The sequence below is a fragment of the Pigmentiphaga soli genome (assembly GCF_039541095.1).
In the GTDB taxonomy this organism is placed as follows: domain Bacteria; phylum Pseudomonadota; class Gammaproteobacteria; order Burkholderiales; family Burkholderiaceae_B; genus Pigmentiphaga; species Pigmentiphaga soli.
Map to the genome: position 1 here is coordinate 36,564 of NZ_BAABFO010000022.1, position 17,490 is coordinate 54,053.

General features: G+C 70.8%; 13 protein-coding genes. 6 read left to right on the top strand and 7 right to left on the bottom strand.

Annotation, left to right across the window (positions count from 1 at the left end; all coding sequences use genetic code 11):
• Positions 1–12: 12 nt before the first annotated feature.
• Genes ABD927_RS19150 through ABD927_RS19175 form a run of 6 tightly spaced genes read left to right on the top strand, consistent with a single transcriptional unit; the run spans position 13 to position 7,227 of the window.
• Positions 13–993 carry a Bug family tripartite tricarboxylate transporter substrate binding protein gene (locus ABD927_RS19150; RefSeq protein WP_345251448.1) on the top strand — a complete coding sequence of 327 codons (981 nt, stop codon included), beginning with the start codon at positions 13–15 and terminating at the stop codon, positions 991–993.
• 48 nt (positions 994–1,041) lie between these two features.
• Positions 1,042–1,923 (top strand): FAD binding domain-containing protein, encoded by an 882-nt coding sequence (locus ABD927_RS19155; RefSeq protein ID WP_345251449.1) that lies wholly within the window; start codon positions 1,042–1,044, stop codon positions 1,921–1,923.
• Positions 1,920–2,435, top strand: a complete 516-nt coding sequence (locus tag ABD927_RS19160; protein ID WP_345251450.1) for a (2Fe-2S)-binding protein — start codon at positions 1,920–1,922, stop codon at positions 2,433–2,435. The genes ABD927_RS19155 and ABD927_RS19160 overlap by 4 nt, the downstream gene beginning before the upstream one ends.
• Positions 2,432–5,320, top strand: a complete 2,889-nt coding sequence (locus tag ABD927_RS19165; protein WP_345251451.1) for a molybdopterin cofactor-binding domain-containing protein — start codon at positions 2,432–2,434, stop codon at positions 5,318–5,320. Before ABD927_RS19160 ends, ABD927_RS19165 begins: the two co-directional genes overlap by 4 nt.
• Before the next feature lie 16 nt (positions 5,321–5,336).
• Complete coding sequence (locus tag ABD927_RS19170; protein WP_345251452.1) at positions 5,337–6,155, top strand: alpha/beta fold hydrolase; 819 nt, start codon at positions 5,337–5,339, stop codon at positions 6,153–6,155.
• Between the two features lie 7 nt (positions 6,156–6,162).
• Positions 6,163–7,227: a 2,5-dihydroxypyridine 5,6-dioxygenase NicX family protein gene (locus ABD927_RS19175; protein ID WP_345251453.1), complete on the top strand. Its 1,065-nt coding sequence runs from the start codon at positions 6,163–6,165 to the stop codon at positions 7,225–7,227.
• A gap of 6 nt (positions 7,228–7,233) precedes the next feature.
• On the opposite strand, the gene ABD927_RS19180 is transcribed toward ABD927_RS19175, so the two are convergent.
• The 7 genes from ABD927_RS19180 to ABD927_RS19210 form a co-directional block, all read right to left on the bottom strand.
• On the bottom strand, positions 7,234–8,388 hold the full coding sequence (locus ABD927_RS19180; RefSeq protein WP_345251454.1) for an ABC transporter substrate-binding protein: 1,155 nt from the start codon (positions 8,386–8,388) through the stop codon (positions 7,234–7,236).
• Positions 8,389–8,672: 284 nt separating this feature from the next.
• Positions 8,673–10,001: a TolC family protein gene (locus tag ABD927_RS19185; RefSeq protein WP_345251455.1), complete on the bottom strand. Its 1,329-nt coding sequence runs from the start codon at positions 9,999–10,001 to the stop codon at positions 8,673–8,675.
• On the bottom strand, positions 9,994–13,116 hold the full coding sequence (locus tag ABD927_RS19190; protein ID WP_345251456.1) for an efflux RND transporter permease subunit: 3,123 nt from the start codon (positions 13,114–13,116) through the stop codon (positions 9,994–9,996). Before ABD927_RS19190 ends, ABD927_RS19185 begins: the two co-directional genes overlap by 8 nt.
• A gap of 13 nt (positions 13,117–13,129) precedes the next feature.
• Positions 13,130–14,257, bottom strand: coding sequence for an efflux RND transporter periplasmic adaptor subunit (locus ABD927_RS19195; RefSeq protein WP_345251457.1), 1,128 nt, complete (start codon positions 14,255–14,257; stop codon positions 13,130–13,132).
• 155 nt (positions 14,258–14,412) lie between these two features.
• Positions 14,413–15,825, bottom strand: a complete 1,413-nt coding sequence (locus tag ABD927_RS19200) for a sensor histidine kinase (RefSeq protein ID WP_345251458.1) — start codon at positions 15,823–15,825, stop codon at positions 14,413–14,415.
• Positions 15,822–16,508 carry a winged helix-turn-helix domain-containing protein gene (locus ABD927_RS19205; protein ID WP_345251488.1) on the bottom strand — a complete coding sequence of 229 codons (687 nt, stop codon included), beginning with the start codon at positions 16,506–16,508 and terminating at the stop codon, positions 15,822–15,824. The genes ABD927_RS19200 and ABD927_RS19205 overlap by 4 nt, the downstream gene beginning before the upstream one ends.
• Before the next feature lie 95 nt (positions 16,509–16,603).
• Positions 16,604–17,356 carry an amino acid ABC transporter ATP-binding protein gene (locus ABD927_RS19210; protein ID WP_345251459.1) on the bottom strand — a complete coding sequence of 251 codons (753 nt, stop codon included), beginning with the start codon at positions 17,354–17,356 and terminating at the stop codon, positions 16,604–16,606.
• Positions 17,357–17,490: the final 134 nt, after the last annotated feature.

The following is a 17,490-nucleotide window of genomic DNA, read 5'->3' on the forward strand; positions in this document are numbered from 1 at the left end:
GAGGGGGATTTCATGTTCAAGGCAATGGTTTCGCGCGTGGCATTGGGTAGCCTGCTGGCAGCGGCGGCGACGGGGGTCCAGGCCGGCAACGGTCCGCACGGCTATCCCAAGGATCCGGTCAGGTTCATCGTGGCGTTCGCGCCGGGCGGCGGCACCGACATCGTCGCCCGCCTGGTCGCCGCCAAGCTTTCCGAGCGTATCGGCCAGCAGGTGGTGGTGGAAAACCGGGCCGGCGCCAGCGGCATCCTGGCCGCGCAATTCGTGGCGCGCTCCGAGCCCGACGGCCAGACGCTGCTGATCGGCGGCAGCGGCCCGATGGTGTTCAACCCGATCACCTACAACAAGCTGCCCTACGATCCGGTCAAAGATTTCGAACCCATCACCATCCTCGGCTCCTACCCCATCGTGCTGCTGGCCAATCCCAAGCTGCCGGTGTCCACGCTGCCCGAGCTGATCGCCTACGCCAGGAAGAACCCGGGCACGCTGAACTACGGTTCGGCCGGCGCCTCGTTCCAGGTGCCCACCGAATACTTCGCCTCGCAGGCCAAGATCACGCTCTCGCAGATCCCGTACAAAGGCACCGCGCTGGCCGGGCAGGCCCTGATGGCCGGCGACATCCAGCTGCTCAGCGCCGACATCGCGCCCGCCGTGCCGCTGGTGAATTCCGGCCAGGCCAAGGCGCTGGCCGTGACCTCGGCCAAGCGCAACCCGATCCTGCCCCAGGTCCCGAGCATCGCCGAGTCCGGCATCAAGGGCTTCGACTTTTCGCTGTTCTCGGCGGCGGCCGCGCCCAAGGGCACCAGCCGCGAGATCGTGACGTACCTGCAGGAGCAGATCCACGCCGTGCTGCATTCCGACGAAATCAGCGGACGCCTGGCCAAGATGGGCGTCGAACCCGAGGGCGGATCGCCCGAGGAAACGGCGGCGCGCTTCAAGCGCGAGATCGACCTGTTCCGGCCGATCGCCGATGCCGCCGGGATCAAGGTAGATTGAGCCCAGGCGCGGGACCGTCCCGCGCCGCCACCGCCTGCGCCCCTCCCGATGAAACCCAGCCGTTTCTCCTATGCTTCGCCCGCCACGCTCGACGCTGCGCTCGCGCTGCTTGCCGGACACGGCGAGATGGCCCGGCCGCTGGCCGGCGGCCAGAGCCTGATCCCGGCGATGAACTTCCGCCTGGCCGCGCCCGAGGTGCTGGTCGACCTGGGCAACATCCCCGCCCTGCGCGGCATCGCGCTGCGGCCCGACGGCGGCCTCGAGGCCGGCGCGATGGCGCGCCATGCCGATTTCGAGCACAGCGCCGCCGTGGCACGCAGCCATCCGCTCATCCCCGCCGTCATGGCCCATGTGGCGCATGCGCAGGTCCGCTACCGCGGCACGCTGGGCGGCAGCCTGGCGCATGCCGATCCGGCCGCGGAATGGGCCGCGGTCTGCGTCGCGCTGGACGCGGTCGTGACCGTGGCCGGCGCGAACGGGCCGCGCGACGTGCCGGCGGCCGATTTCACCCAGGGCGTCTATACCACCGCGCTGCAGCCGGGCGAGATCCTGGCCCGGGTCGCCTTTCCTCCGTGGCCGGCGGGGCGCCGCTGGGGCTTCTGCGAAATCGCCCGCCGCACGGGAGACTTCGCGCTGGCCGGCGCCATCGCCTTGCTCGACGGCACCGCCGACGGCATCTGCCATGCGGCCCGCATCGTCGTGTTCGGCGTGGCCGACACGCCGGTAGTATTGCGCGCGCTCGGCGAGCGCCTGCTGGGCCGCCGGGTCGATGCCGAGGCCTGCGACGAGATCGGCTTTTTCGCGCGCTCGGCCATCGAGCCGCGCTCCGACCTGCACGCCTCGGCGGACTACCGGGTGGACCTGATCGAGGCCGTGGTCGCCCGCGCGCTGCGGCGGGCGATCCAGCCGGATCCGCAGGAGTGGACATGATGCAAGAACAGATCGAACTGACGGCGCAGGACCAGGTGGAACTGGCCTTCGACGTCAACGGCGAACCGGTGCGCGCGCGCGTCGAGGCACGGCTGACGCTGGCCGATTTCCTGCGCGAGCGGCTGGCGCTGACCGGCACCCACGTCGGCTGCGAGCACGGCGTCTGCGGCGCCTGCACGGTGCAGCTGGACGGCGATCCGGTGCGGGCCTGCCTGATGTTCGCGGCGCAGGCCAACGGCCGGCGGGTCACGACCATCGAGGGCCTGGCGCCGGCCGGCGGCATGACGCCGCTGCAGCGGCGGTTCTGCGAGCACCACGCGATGCAATGCGGCTTCTGCACGCCCGGCATGATCCTGACCGCCGACGCCTTCCTGCGGCGCGTGCCGCGGCCCACCGCGCAACAGGCGCGCGAAGCGCTGTCGGGCAACATCTGCCGCTGCACCGGCTACGTCCCGATCGTCGAAGCGGTGCTCGCCGCCGCGCAGGACGGGCCGGCCGGGGAAGCCCCATGAACGCGCCGCTCATCGGCGCCGCCCTGACCTGCCGCGAATCGGCCCGGTTCGCCACCGGGCGCGGCACCTACGTGGACGACGTGCGGCGGCCCGGCATGGTCCACGCGGTGGTGGTCCGCGCCCAGGTGGCCCATGCCCTGATCAAAGGCATCCACGACGACGAGGCGCGCGCCATGCCGGGCGTGCTGGCGGTCTACCGCGGCAGCGACTTCGAGCCCTTCCTCAAGCCGATCCCGCAGCGCGTCTGCCCGCTGCCCGGCATGGAGAACTACGCCCAACTGCCCATCGCCACCGATCGCGTGCGCTACGTGGGCGAGCCGGTGGCCGTGGTCGTGGCCGAAGACCGCTATCTGGCCGAAGACGCGGCCGAACTGGTCTACGTCGACTGCGAAACGCTGCCGGCGGTGGTCGACGCGCAGCAGGCCATCGAAGGCGCGACGCTGCTGCATCCGGCGCAAGGCAGCAATGCCGCGACCCACTACCGGACGGGTTACGGCGATTGCGAGGCCGCGTTCCGCGATGCCCACCTGGTGATCGGCGACCGCTTCTACGTGCACCGCCACAGCGCCACGCCGCTGGAAACGCGCGGGCTGGTGGCCGAATGGGACGAAGCCGCCGGGCGGCTGCGGATATGGGGCGTGGCCAAGGTGCCGTTCGCCAACCGCGCCATCCTGGCCGGCATGCTGGGGCTGGACGCCGCCCTGATCGAGATGATCGAGGTCGACGTCGGCGGCAGCTTCGGCGTGCGGGGCGACTTCTATCCCGAGGACTTCCTGGTGCCCTTCGTCGCCCGGCAACTGGGGCGGCCGGTCAAGTGGATCGAAGACCGGCGCGAAAGCCTGCAGGCCCTGAACCATTCGCGCGACATGCATTGCGAGCTCGAACTCGCGGTCGACGCGCAGGGACGCATGCTCGGCATGCGGGGCCGGCTGGTGGCCGACATCGGCGCCTACGTGCGCACCAATTCCGGCGTCATGCCCGGCAAGGGCGCGCAGTTCCTGGCCGGCCCCTACCGCATCGCCGCCACCGATTTCGACGTGCTGGCCGTGGTCACCAACAAGACGCCGTCCGGCACCTATCGCGGGCCGGGCCGCTACGAAACCACCTTCTTCCGCGAGCGGCTGGTCGACATCGCCGCCGCCCGGCTGGGCCTGGACCCGGCCGAGTTCCGGCGCCGCAACCTGATCCCGCCCGAGGCCATGCCCTACGACGCGGGCGCGCTGGTGCCCGGCATGGGGCCCACGGTGTACGACTCGGGCAACTATCCCGAAGTGTTCCGCCACGCGTTGGAAAAGTTCGGCTACGCCGAACTGGCGGCCAACGACGGCCGGCTGATCGACGGCCGCTACCATGGCGTCGGCATGGGCTGCTTCGTCGAATCGACCGGCGGCGGGCCGGCCGAGCATGCCCGGCTCGAACTGCGCCGCGGCGGCGGCTTCGACCTGTACGTCGGCGCGTCGAGCGCGGGCCAGGGGCACGAAACCTCGATGGCCCAGGTGCTGGCCGACGCGCTGCAGGTGCCCTACGACACGATCCGCGTGCACCACGGCTCGACCACGCTGCTCGACCGCGGCTTCGGCTCGTACCACAGCCGGTCGGCGGTGATGTCGGGCAGCGCGGTGGTGCGGGCGGCCGAGGCCATGCGCGACAAACTCCTGCAGCACGCCGCGGAGCTGTCCGGCCTGCCGGCCGAGTCGCTGCGCTATGCCCATGGCACGATCGCCGGCCCGTCCGGACAGGCCATCGCCGGCATCGCCGACATCGCGGCCGGCATCCCGCCCCACGCCGGCCACGCGCGCGGACCGTTCTCGGCCGACGGCGCCTTCGCCAACGACCGGCTCACCTTCACCTTCGGCGTGCAGCTGGCCCACGTCGCCGTCGATCCTCAAACGGCGCGCGTCGACGTGCTGAAGTATTTCTGCGTGGAAGACCTCGGGCGGATGATCAACCCGGCCATCGTGCACGGCCAGACGATCGGCGCCGCCGTGCAGGGCATGGGCGGCACCTTCCTGGACGAGTTCGTCTACGACGAGCACGGCCAGATGCTGACCGGCAGCTTCGCCGACTACCTGCTGCCGACCAGCACCGATTTCCCCAACGTCGACGGCGAAACGCTGGAGCTGTCGCCCTCGCCCAGCAATCCGCTGGGCGTCAAGGGCGCCGGCGAAGGCGGCATCATCGCCACCGGCGCCGCGCTGTCGAATGCCGTCTCGCGCGCGCTGGCGGCGCAGGGCATCTCGATCACGCGGCTGCCCATGTCCATGAACAATCTGGGCGCGCTCCTGCGCGCCGCGCGCGAAACGACAAGGAAGGAGACCATGAACGTCAACGGCGAATACACGCTCGAGGCGGGACGCGACGAAGTCTGGGAGGCGTTGATGGACCCCGCGGTGCTGCAGGCCTGCATTCCCGGCTGCGAACGGATCGCGCGCAGCGGCGACGGCGAATACCAGCTGACCGTACGCGCCGCGGTGGGCCCGGTGTCGGCGCGCATGAACGCGGCGATGCGGCTCGGCGACATCGTGCCCGGCAGCTCGTACACCCTGACGGTGGAGGGCAAAGCCGGCGCGGCGGGATTCGCCGCGGGTAGCGTGGCGGTCGCGCTGTCGGACGCGGCGCCCGGCCGGACCAGGCTGGCCTATGCCGCGCAAGGCCAGCTGGGAGGCCGGCTGGCGCAGGTCGGTTCGCGCCTCGTGGAAGGCGTCGCGGCCAAGATCGCGGCCGAGTTCTTCCAGCGCTTCCAGGCGCAGATCGGCCGGCCGGCGCCAGAGGCCGTGCCGGCGCCTGCCGCCGCGCCGGCGCCTCGCAAGAACGTCCCCATCGCCTGGATCGCCGGCGCCACCGTCGTGGCGGCGGCCGTCATCCTGGCGATCGTCGCGCTCTGACCGGGAGCCCGCCACCATGCTCGTGTTCCCCACCTGGGCCTGCGGCGCCCACCTGCGCGCCAACGGCATCCGCCAGCATTACTACCGCCTGGGCGAAGACGGGCCGCCGCTCGTCCTGGTGCCCGGCATCGTGAGCCCCGCCGCGCTCTGGCTGCACGTCGGCACCCGCCTGGCCAGGCATTTCCGCGTCCACTTGCTGGACGTGCGCGGCCGCGGGCTGTCCGAAAGCGGCGCCCACCTCGACTACGGCCTGGACGCCTGCGCCGACGACGTCGAGGCCTTCGCCCACGCGCTGGGCCTGTCCGGCTACACGCTGGTCGGCCATTCGATGGGCGCCCGCATCGGGTTGCGGCTGGCCCGGCGCGGCGCCGGCGCGGTGAACCACCTGGTGCTGCTGGACCCGCCCGCCAGCGCGCCCGGCCGCCGGCCGTACCCAGTCGACATGGCGCGCTCGGTGAAAATGGTGCAGGCCGCCCTGCGGGGCGAAGGCGAGGCCTATCTGCGCAGCCCCGGCGTCGCGCCATGGCCCGAGCCGCTGCTGCGCCTGCGGGCGGAATGGCTGGCCACCTGCGACCTGCGCGCGATCGAAGTTGCCTACCGCGACTTCCACGCCCAGGACCCTTACGACGACCTGCGCCGCGCCACGGTCCGCACCTCGCTGCTGGCGGCCGGCGCGAGCGGCGTCATCCAGGACGGCGATCTGGCGGACTTGCGCGCAGCCAACCCCGCTTTGCGCATCGAGGTGCTGAAGGGCGCGGCCCACCAGTTCCAGGCCGAAAACATCGACGCCTTCATGAGCGCGCTGGGCAGCGTGCTGGGCGTCGCACTGCAGTGAGGAAACCGTGACCAAACCGGCGATCGACATCGAGATGGTCGAGCTGTTCATCCAGGAACTCACCCTGTGCCGGGTGCGGCCGGGCGAGACGGTGGCGGTGCTGAGCGCCGGCGCCGAATGGGCCGACTATGCCCAGGCCTTCATGGCCGCCGCCACGCGGCTGGGCGCCGGCACCTTCAACCTGAACGTGCGGCGCGAACAACCCAACCAGGCCGCCGTGCAGGGCCGGCATCCGCTGGTGGGCAATCGCGTGGCGCTGGAAACCCTCGCCAGGTGCGACATGGTGATCGACCTGGTGGGCCTGCTGTTCTCGCGCGAGCAGGCCGAGCTGCAGGCGGCCGGCGTGCGTATCCTGCGCGTGATGGAACCGTTCCACGTGCTCAGGCAGATGTTCCCGACCGAAGACCTGGCCCGCCGCGTCGAACGCGGCCGCGAACTGCTGATGCAGGCGCGCACCATGCGCATCACTTCGCCGGCCGGCACCGACGTCACCTACCGGCTGGGCAGCTACCCCGTGATGTCCGAATACGGCTATACCGCCGAGCCGGGCCGCTGGGACAACTTTCCGTCGGGCTTCGTGTTCACGCAGGGCGACGATGACGGCGTGGACGGCACCGTGGTGCTGCGGCCGGGCGACATCCTGGCCGCCTTCAAGCGCTACGTGCAGTCGCAGGTGGTGCTGCGGATCGAGCGCGGCTGCATCGTCGAGATCGCCGGCGACGGCATGGACGCCGACCTGATCCGCACCTACATCGCCAGCTTCCACGATCCGCGCGCCTATGCGGTCTCCCACATCGGCTGGGGCATGAACGACCGCGCCCGCTGGCATCACATCGAGTCGACGCGCCACCTCGACAGCGAGCACGTGATGAACGCCCTGTCGTTCTATGGCAACGTGCTGTTCTCCACCGGACCCAACGTCGAGCTGGGCGGCAGCAACGATACCGCCTGCCACATGGACATCCCGCTGCGCGGCTGCAGCCTCGCGCTGGACGGCGAGCCCATCCTGGAGCGCGGCGACATCGTGCATCCCGAACTGAAGGTTCCCGACGCGGTGAATCCCCCGCGCTAAGCCAGCTCATTCATACCTGAAGCGGCCTGCGCGCACGATCCCCATCACGCGCGCGCGTTCGTCGAAACCCTGGTGGTCCGCTGCGCTGATGTTCAGCACGCCGTTCGGCACGATCAGGCCGCGGGTCGATTCCAACGCATCGCGCAGCGCCGCGCGAAAGGCGGGCGTGCCGGGCCGGGCGCCGGTGGCCAGCGCGCGGCGGGCGGCGCCGTCGAGCAGCATCCATGCGCCCCAGGCGTCGCCGGCGAACTGGGTGATAGAACCCGTGCCGAAACGGGCCTCGTAGCGCTCCGCGAATGCCAGCGCGACCTTCTTGACCGGGTGCGTATCGGGCAGGTCGCGCGCGACCACGCCGGGGCCGGTGGGAAATAGCGTGCCTTCGACCGTCTTGCCGCCCAGCCGCAGGAATTCGGGCGTGGCGATGCCATGGGTCTGGTACAGCTTGCCGCGATAGCCGCGCTCGGCCAGGGCTTTCTGCGGCAGCAGCGCAGGCGTGGCGGCGCCGGCCACCAGCACGGCATCGGGCCGCGCCGCCATCAGCTTGAGCGCCTGGCCGGCCACCGAGGTATCGGTGCGGTTGTAGCGTTCGTTGGCCACCACCTTGATGCCGGCCTTGGCGGCCAGTGGCGAAAATTCCTTCCACCAGCTTTCGCCGTAGGAATCGGCGAAGCCGATGAAGCCGACCGTGCGCACGCCGGCCGCGGCCATGTGCGAGACGATGGCGCCGGCCATCAGCGAATCGTTCTGCGGCATCTTGAAGGCCCAGCGGCGGCGGCCGTCGCCGGGTGGCTCCACGATGGTGGCGTTGGCCGCCAGCGCCACCATCGGCGTGGCACCCTCGGCGATCGCGTCGAGCACCGCCAGCGCGGCCGGTGCCGTGTTGGGGCCGACCAGCACGTCGATCTTCTGCTCCGCAATCAGCTTGCGCGCGTTGGCCACGGCCTGCGTCGGATCGGACCCGTCGTCCAGCACCACGTAGCGCGCCTTCTGCCCGCCCAGCGTGGGCGGCCACATCAACACCACGTTCTTCGACGGAATGCCGATCGCCGCGGCCGGGCCCGTAGTGGCGAGATCGACGCCGACCGTAATATCGGCGCGGGCCGCCGCAGCGGCAGCCAGCAGCGCAGCCGCCAGCACGCCGCGCAGGAAAGAAACGCGCATGGGAATCCTCGAAACGGACGCCGCACCACCCCCGGCGAAACCTACCCATTTTACCCGTCCCCCACCCAGGACGCCGCGGATCCGGCTCCGCCGGTCCGCCAGCGTCGCCCCTTGAGGGGAGCGGCCAAAGGCCGCCAGGGGTGGGCTTTTCTTCCGGTCCGCCAGCGTCGCCCCTTGAGGGGCGCGCGAAGCGCGTAGGGGTGGGCCCTGCTCCAGGTGGGCCTTGCTCCAGGTGGGCCTTGCTCCAGGCGGGCCTTGCTCCAGGTGGGCCTTGCTCCAGGCCCCTACTCCACGCCAAGCTCGCCTGAGGCGATGCGCACGTCCACTTCCGCTTGCAGCGCGGCCTGCAGCAAGTCGAGGTAGGTGTTCTTCTTCTCGGCCACCGCCTGGATCGCGTCGATCAGCTCCAGGATCCCGCCGCGCCCCAGCGTGTAGGCGTCCTGCGCCATCTGCCGCAGCTGCGGCACCATCGCCAGGCCCTCGCGCTGGTAGCGTTCGGTCAGTTGCTCGCGCCGCTCCATCTGTTCGGTGGCGCGGCGCAGCTCGCTCTGCGCGGCCACGATGATGGCCTGGCTGCGCAGCCGCATGCCCTCGGCCTCGGCCTCGGCACGCGCGATCGGCCCCTGGTTGCGGTCGAACACCGGAATCGCCACCGACAGCCCGAACTCCGTGCTGCGGCCCAGGTCATTGTTGAGGCGGCCGACCGACACGCTGGGCACCGGGTAGGCGTCGCGCCGCGCCACCTGCACCAGCTTGTCGGCGTAGTCCTGCTCGGCCAGCGCCGCCCGTACCTGCGGCAGGCGCTGCTGGGCCTGCGGCCACAGCGCATCGAAGCTCAGCGCCTTCCACTGCGGCACGATGGAGCCCACCGCGCGCGGCCGCCAGTCCGGATCGCCGACGTCGGCCGCCACCTGCGCGGCGGCCTGCAACGTCTCGGCCTGGGCCTGTTCGAGCTGGGCGTCGAGCGTGGCGCGCTCGATCTCGATCCGGGTCTGGTCGTAGCGGCTGCGCGCGCCGGCCTGCACCTGTCCGGCCACGATCTTCGCCGCGGCTTCCAGGTCCTGCTTGGCCTCGACCCAGCGCTTCTCGCGCTCCTGCGAGATCAGCAGCGTCGTGAAGTCGCGCGCCGCGTCCTGCAGCGCCGCGGCGTAGGCCAGCCGCAGGTTCGCCCGGGCGGCGTCGATGCCGCTGCGGGCGGTGTCGATGCGGGCACCGCGCTGGCCGAAGATCGGCAGGTCCTGCGACAGCAACGCCTCGCGCTCGCCGCGCTTGTGGGTGTACGAAGCGGTGGGATTGGGCAGCGTCTGCGCCGTCATCAGGTCGGCCTCGGCCACCTGGACCTGGATCCGCTCGGCCTGCAGCGCCGGGCTGCGGGTCTTGACCAGCTCCAGCAGCTGCGGCAGCGTAACCTCGGTGCCGAGCACGGAGGACGAACCGGCGCCCAGCGGCGCCATCGACGAAGCCGTCGGCGCAGCGGCGGACGCAGCCCCGCCGACGGCCGGCGCCATGGACAGCGGCACGACGGTTGCAGGCGACGCCTGCGTGGCGGCCTGGGCCAGCGCCATCGCCGGCAGCCACGCGCATGCCACCACGGCGGGCAAGAACTTACGCATGGGATTCTTCCTGATTGGCGAGCGCATCGCGCTCTTCGGCGGTAAGGATCTGCTTGGGCCCGAGCAGCGCGTACAAGACGGGCAGCACGAACAGCGCCACCAGCGGCAGCACTGCCATGCCGCCCACCACCACCGAGGCGAACGGCCGCTGCGTTTCGCTGCCGACCCCGGTCGACATGGCCATCGGCAGCAGGCCGATCAGGCCCAGCAGCGCCACCATCAGGATGGAGCGCATCCGCTCGGCGGCGCCTTCGATCAGCGCCGGCAGCATGGCCGCGCCGTCGCGCCGCAGGTGCTCGACCGCGCTGACCACCAGCAGGCCGGCCAGCGCCACCTGCCCCAGCAGCGCGATGAAGCCGATGGCCGCGCTGATCGACAGATCGATCCCGGTCAGGTAGAGCGCAGCGATGCCGCCCACCATCGCGAACGGCGCGGTCAGCAGGATGATGGCCGCGCTGCGTGCGCTGCCCAGCGCGCTGAACAGCAGCACGAACACCACCAGCAGGGACAGCGGCACGACGATCTTGAGGCGGGCCGCGGCGCGCTGCTGGTTCTCCCACTGGCCGCCCCACTGCGCAAGGTAGCCCTCGGGCAGCTGGACGTCTTTCTTGAAGACGGCCAGCGCGTCCTTGACCACCGAGCCGATGTCGCGCCCCTCCACGTTGAACTTGAGCGCCATGTAGCGCGAGTTGCCCTCGCGGAAGATCGAGGCGTTGCCGACCTTGAAGCTGATGTTGGCCAGCGCGTGCAGCGGCACGTAGCTGCCGTCGGGCGCGGCCACCGCGATCTCGCGGATGCGCGCTTCGTCCTGGCGGTCGCCGAACGGCAACCGTACCCGCACCGGCACGCTGCGCTCGCCTTCCCAGGCGGTGGTCACCACCTTGCCGGCCAGCGCGGTCTCGACCGCGGTGTCGGCCGTTTCCATCGAGATGCCGTAGCGCGCCAGCGCGTCGCGGTCGAACTCGATATGCAGCTGCGGCGCCGGGGCGTCGCGGTACAGATCGAGGTCGACCACGCCGTCGACGTGGCTGACGGCTTCCTTGGTCTTGACCAGGATGCCCCGCATGGTTTCGATCTCGGGGCCGAACACCTTCAGCACCACCTGGCCGCGCGCGCCCGAGGTCGATTCCTCCACGCTGTCGCGGATCGGCTGCGCGAAGTTGAACTGCACGCCCGGCATGTCGGACAGCGACTGGCGCATCTCGGACACCAGGGTTTCCTTGTCGAGCCCCTTGCGCCACTGGCTGCGGTCCTTCAGGCGCACCAGCACCTTCGCCACGTTGATGGTCTCGTTGTCGGTGCCGTCTTCCGGCCGCCCCTGTTCGCTGATGACCGAGATGGTCTCGGGCACGGCCTTCAAGCGCTGGCGGATGGTGTGCAGCAGCTCCTGGCCTTTCTCCAGCGAAACCGAGGGCGGCATCTGCACCAGCACGTAGGCGTCGCCTTCGTCCAGCTCGGGCAGGAACTCGGTGCCCAGGCGCGAGCCGGCCGCCAACGCCACCGCCAGCACGACCAGCGCGACCCCCAGCACCTGCCAGCGCCGGCGCGCCGCGCCCAGGACGCCGCCGATCCAGCGCGAATAGGCGTGGTGCATGCGCAGGAACACCTTGGGCTCGGGCGTGGCCACGTCGCGCGGGCGCAGCACCAGCGCGCACAACGCCGGCACCAGCGTCAGCGCGAACACCAGCGCGCCGATCAGCGCGAAGGTGTAGGTCAGCGCCAGCGGCCGGAAGATCCGGCCTTCGATGCTTTGCAGCGAGAACACCGGAATCAGCGCGGCGATCACGATGGCCATCGCGAACAGGGTCGGCTTGGCCACCGACACGGCGGCGTCGATGATCAGTTCGAACATGTCGCGCCGCGAGGCCGGGCGCCGGAGCCGCGCCTTGTGGATGATGGCCTCGGTAAGCACCACGGCGCCGTCGACGATGATGCCGAAGTCGATCGCGCCCATCGAGATCAGGTTGGCCGGCATGTTCAGGAAATGCAGCCCGATGAAGGCCACCAGCAGCGCCAGCGGGATCACCACCGCCACGATCAGCGAGCCGCGCAGGCTGCGCAGGAACAGCCACAGCACGCCCACGATAAGCGTGGCGCCGAACAGCAGGTTGTGGTGCACGGTTTCCAGCGTATGGCCGACCAGCGTGGAGCGGTCGTAGCCCGGCTCGATGCGCATGCCGGCCGGCAGCATGTGGGCATTGATCTCGTCCACCTTCTGGTGCACCTGGTCGAGCACCTTCGAAGGGTTCTCGTCGCGCTTGAGCAGCACGATGCCTTCGACGATGTCGTCTTCGTCGTTCATGCCGACCGAGCCCTGGCGCGGCGTGTACGACTGCACCACCTGAGCCACGTCCTTGACCCGCACCGGCGTGTTGTGCTCGGTCTTGAGCACCACGGTCTCGATGTCGCGCGGCGCGCGCAGCAGGCCGATGCCGCGGATGATCAGCGACTGCTCGCCGCGCCGCAGCAGGCCGCCGCCCACGTTCTGGTTGGACTTCGACACCGCGTCGACCACTTGGTCCAGCGTGAGGCCGTGCGCCATCAGCTTGGCCGGGTCGACCTCGACGTGGAACTCCTTGACGAAGCCGCCCATGCTGACCACGTCGGCCACGCCCTGGATCTGCTTGAGCACGCGCGCCACCGTCCATTCCTGCTCGGAACGCAGCTGGGCCAGCGTATGGCGGTCGCTGTTGAGGCGGTAGTAGTAGATCTTGCCGAGCGGCGTGTTGTCGGGCGCCATCTCGGGCGTGACGCCGTCGGGCAGGTCGGCCGAGGCCAGCCGCTGGGTGACTTGCACCCGCGCGTCGAAGCTCTTGGTGTCGTCGTCGAACACCAGCGTCAGCATCGACAGGCCGAAATAGCTTTCGGAGCGCAGCGAAGTCATGTGCGGCGTGCCGTTGAGCGCGCGCTCCAGCGGCAGCGTCACCTGCCGCTCGACTTCTTCCGGCGCCAGGCCGGGCGCCAGCGAGATGATGCCGACCTGAACGTTGGTGACGTCGGGATAGGCTTCGATCGCCGTGTTGAGATAGGCGTAGGCGCCGTACACCGCCACGATCAGCGTGGCCGCCAGCGCCACCAGGCGGCGGTGCACCACCAGTGCGAGAAGAGAACGCATGAGGAAAGCCCGCCTACAGCAATTGATTGGCCGCGCCGTCGAGCAGCAGGGCTCCCTTCACCACGACCTTGTCGCCGGGGGCCAGTCCGCCGAGTACCGGGATGTACCCGTTGGACGGCGGGCCGAGCTGGACGGTGCGGGCCTCGAACACCGTGTCCTCGACCTGCACGAACACGATGGAGTGGTCGCCGTCCTTGATCAGCACGGCGTTGATGGGAATCGACAGGCCGTCGGCGTCGCGCGTTTCGATGCCGGCGCGGGCCAGCATGCCGGCGCGCAGCCCGGCGTTGCCCTGGTCCAGCGCGATGAAGACCTGCGCCCGGCGGGTCTGGGCGTCGAGCGCGGAGCTCACGCGCGCCACCTTGCCGGCCAGCGGCTCGGCCAGCGAGGGCACGGTGACCTTGACCGCCGCGCCGGGATGGATCGCGGCGACGTCGCTTTCGAACACGTCGGCCGTCACCCACAGCGCCGAAGGATCGCCGATCGTGAACAGGGCCCCGGACTCGGTGCCCACCGCCGCGCCCGGCAGCGCCGTGCGCGCCACCACCACGCCGTCGCGCGGCGCGCGCAGCACCAGGCCGTCGTTGCCGCCCGCGCCCAGGTAGCCGGCCGCGCGCGAGGCCGCGTTCAGGTTCTGCCGGGCCTGCTGCAGGCGCGCCTGGGCCGCCACCAGCTCGGCTTCCACGCCCACGCCCTTGTCGACCATGGTCTGCTGGCGACGGGCCTCGGTCTCGGCCACGCGCAGCTCGACTTCGGCGTTCGACAGCTCGGCGCGGATGCGCGAGGCGTCGGGGCTGGCGATGGTGGCCAACGGCGCGCCGGCCTTGACGGTGTCGCCCACCTGCGCCTGCACCGCGACGATGCGGCCGGCCACCGGCGCCGCCACTTCCGACACGCGGTCCTCGCGGAACGCGACGCGCGCCGGCGCCCACACCTGGCGGGCCTCGGCGGCGGCCGAGATCGCGCGGATCTCCATGAACTTGAGCGAGGCCGGCTGCACGCGCACCCGCCCGGCGGGCAGGGGTTGCGGCGACACCGCCTCGGCGGCGGCCGCCGGCGGTTCCTTGCCCTGACAGCCTGCCAGCGCCAGGGCGCAAAGCGCCACGCCGACGGAAACGAAACCAGTGAAACGCACCTGCATGAAGCCCTCTTCGCAACACACGTGGGAGTCCGGCGGGAGTCTGGGCGGATGGGGTCCGCGCTCCGCTGCCTTGCGGCTATGACCGGTTGCGAGATGCTAGCCAGCGGCAGGCGCGCCGACCATGGACAGAACATTACCGTTTGGTCATGTTGCCGTCATGCCGGGCCGAAGCGCGGCAGCGTGAGCCGGGCGATCAGGCCGGGCCCGGCGTCGTCCAGTTCGAAAGTGGCGTGATGCAGGTGGGCGATGGCCGTGACGCTGGCCAGCCCCAGCCCGTAGCCCGGCACGCGGCGGTTGAGGCGGAAGAAACGGGTGCCCACCTTGGAACGCTCGGCCGGCGCGATGCCGGGCCCGTTGTCCTGCACCACCACCGACACCGCCTCCGGCGTCTGCACGGTGCGCACGCTCACGCGGGCCGGGCTGCCGGCGTATTTGATGGCATTGTCGATCAGGTTGGCCACGGCGCTGGCCAGCAGGTCCTTGTCGCCGGGCGCGATGGCTTCCTCGGCCAGCTCGGTGGAAACCCGCACCTGTCGCTCCTCTGCCACAGGTTCGTACAGTTCCACCACGTCGGACACGATGTCGTTCAGCGACACCGGCTGGAAGGCCTGCCGGCGCGCGCCGGATTCGGCCTCGGCGATCTGCAGCAGCTTGTCGAACACCAGGGTCAGTTCTTCGATCTCGCGGATCGCGAAGGCGGCCGCCTGCGACACCTGGGCCAGGTCGGCCCCGGGCCGGTTGACCACGTCGAGCTTGGCACGAATGCGCGACAGCGGCGTGCGCAGGTTGTGGGCGATGGTGTTGGAGACGTGGCGCACGCCGTCCATCAGGATCTCGATGCGGTCCAGCATCAGGTTGATATCGTGGCTGAGCCGCGCGAATTCGTCGTCGCGGCCCGATACCGGGATGCGCTGGCTGAGGTCGCCGGCCTCGATGCGCGCGGCCGTGCGCCGGATGTCGCCCACGCGCCGTTCGAGCTGGTCGCGGAACACGATGGCGCCGATCACCGCCAGCAGCAGCGCCACGCCGCCGGCGGCGGCCAGCGCGTGGCTGATCAGCTGTTCCAGCGATTGCTGGTCCTGCATGTCGCGCCCCACCACCAGGATCGAGCCGTCGGACAGGCGCTCGACGTGGATCCGGCTGAACGAGGGCCGGCCGTCGCGCAACAGCATCTGGTCGGTGATGTCGGGCGAGGGCTGCAGCAGCGCCGGCGAAGGCGTGATGTTGCCGGCGATGCGGCGGCCGCCCGGCGTGGCCAGCAGATAGCCTTCGGTGTCGCGGTTGAGCCCGTCGGTGAGGGTTTCGGTGATCTCGTCCACCAGGCGCTGCCGCCCCTGGGCCTCGAAATGCCCGACCAGCCGGTGGCTGGCCGACACCAGCTGGCGGTCTATGCGGCCCTGCAGCACGCCGATGGTCTGCACGTACAGCACCGACAGCAGCACCATCATGAACAGCAGCACCGAGGCGCCATAGCCCAGCGCCAGCCGGAACGCCACCGACTGCCACAGCCGCCGCAGGAAGGTGGCCGGCGCCGACCAGAAGGCGGGGGACGCGTCGCCAGGAGTCAATGCGGCGCCGCCGAGATCATGTAGCCGACGCCGCGCACGGTGTGGATCAGCGGCGGCGAGAAACCGTTGTCGATCTTGTTGCGCAGCCGGCTGATCTGCACGTCGATCACATTGGTTTGCGGATCGAAGCGGTAGTCCCACACGGCTTCCAGCAGCATGGTGCGGGTGACCACCTGTTCCTGGTTCAGCAGCAGGTAGACCAGCAGCCGGAATTCGCGCGGCTGCAGCGGAATGGCCTTGCCGTCGCGCTCCACCGTGCGCCGGGCCAGGTCCACCTTGAGGTCGGCCAGGTGCAGTTCGCGGATGTCCTCGCGCGAGCGCGAGCGCCGCACCAGCGCATCCAGCCGCGCCGCCAGTTCCGAAAACGCGAACGGCTTGGCGAGGTAGTCGTCGCAGCCGCCGCGCAGCCCGCGCACGCGCTCGTCCAGGCCCGACAGCGCGCTCAGGATGATGACCGGCGTCATCTTGCCCAGCCCGCGCAGGGTGGAAAGAATCGACAGCCCGTCGACGTCGTTCGGCAGCATGCGATCGAGCACGATCACGTCCCACGACTCGTTGACCGCCCGCGCGAGCCCGTCGGCGCCGTCGCGGCAGGCCGTGACGACGTGCCCGGCCTCCTTGAGGCCATTGCAGATGTAGCGCGAAGTGTCGACTTCGTCTTCGATGACCAGGCAGCGCATGATGACGACCGGGAGGAAAAGACTGTCGCTAGTCTACATCGGGCCGGAAGGCCGGCGCGGCCTGGACATCGGTGAAACCTGAACCCGAGCGCGCACGGCTAGCCGTCGATCACGGCCTGCAGGAACTGCCGGGCCCTTTCGGTGCGCGGCGCGCGGAACAGTTCGGCCGAAGGCGCGTCTTCGATGATGCTGCCCTGGTCGAGGAACAGCGTGCGGTCGGCGCTGCGTTCGGCGAATTTCATCTGGTGGGTGACGATCAGCATGGTCATCGCGCGGCTGGCCGACAGTTCCTGCAGGATCTCCAGCACGCCGCCGACCAGCTCCGGGTCGAGCGCCGAGGTGACTTCGTCGAACAGCATCACGTCGGGCCGCATGGCCAGCGCGCGGGCGATGGCCACGCGCTGCCGCTGGCCGCCGGACAGCCCCGCCGGATGGGCATCGGCCTTGTCGGCCAGGCCCACCTGCGCCAGGTACTCGCGGGCGCGCGCCTCGGCCTCGGCGCGCGGCAGGCCCAGCACGTGGCGCGGCGCCTCGGCCACGTTGCGCAGCGCCGTCATGTGCGGGAACAGGTTGAAGTGCTGGAACACCATGCCGATGCGGCCGCGCACGCGGTGCAGGTGGGCGGCGCCGGCCGGGCGGCCGGTGCGCGGGTCGGTCCACATCGGCACGCCGCCGATCTCGATCGAGCCGGCATCGGGCCGCTCCAGCGTCATCAGCAGCCGCAGCAGCGTCGACTTGCCCGAGCCCGAGGGGCCGATCAGCGCCACCGTCTGGCCGGCCGGGATGTCGAGATCGATGCCGCGCAACACTTCGAGCGGGCCGCGGCGCTTGCGCAAGCCGCGCAGCACCACGCGGGCGCCGGACGGTTGGCCCTCCTGCCGCCGTGCGGCATCCTCCCCAGGGGAGGACGCGCGCCCTCCGGGCGGCCGCGCGGGCGCGCCGGACGGTTGGCCCTCCTGCCGCCGTGCGGCATCCTCCCCAGGGG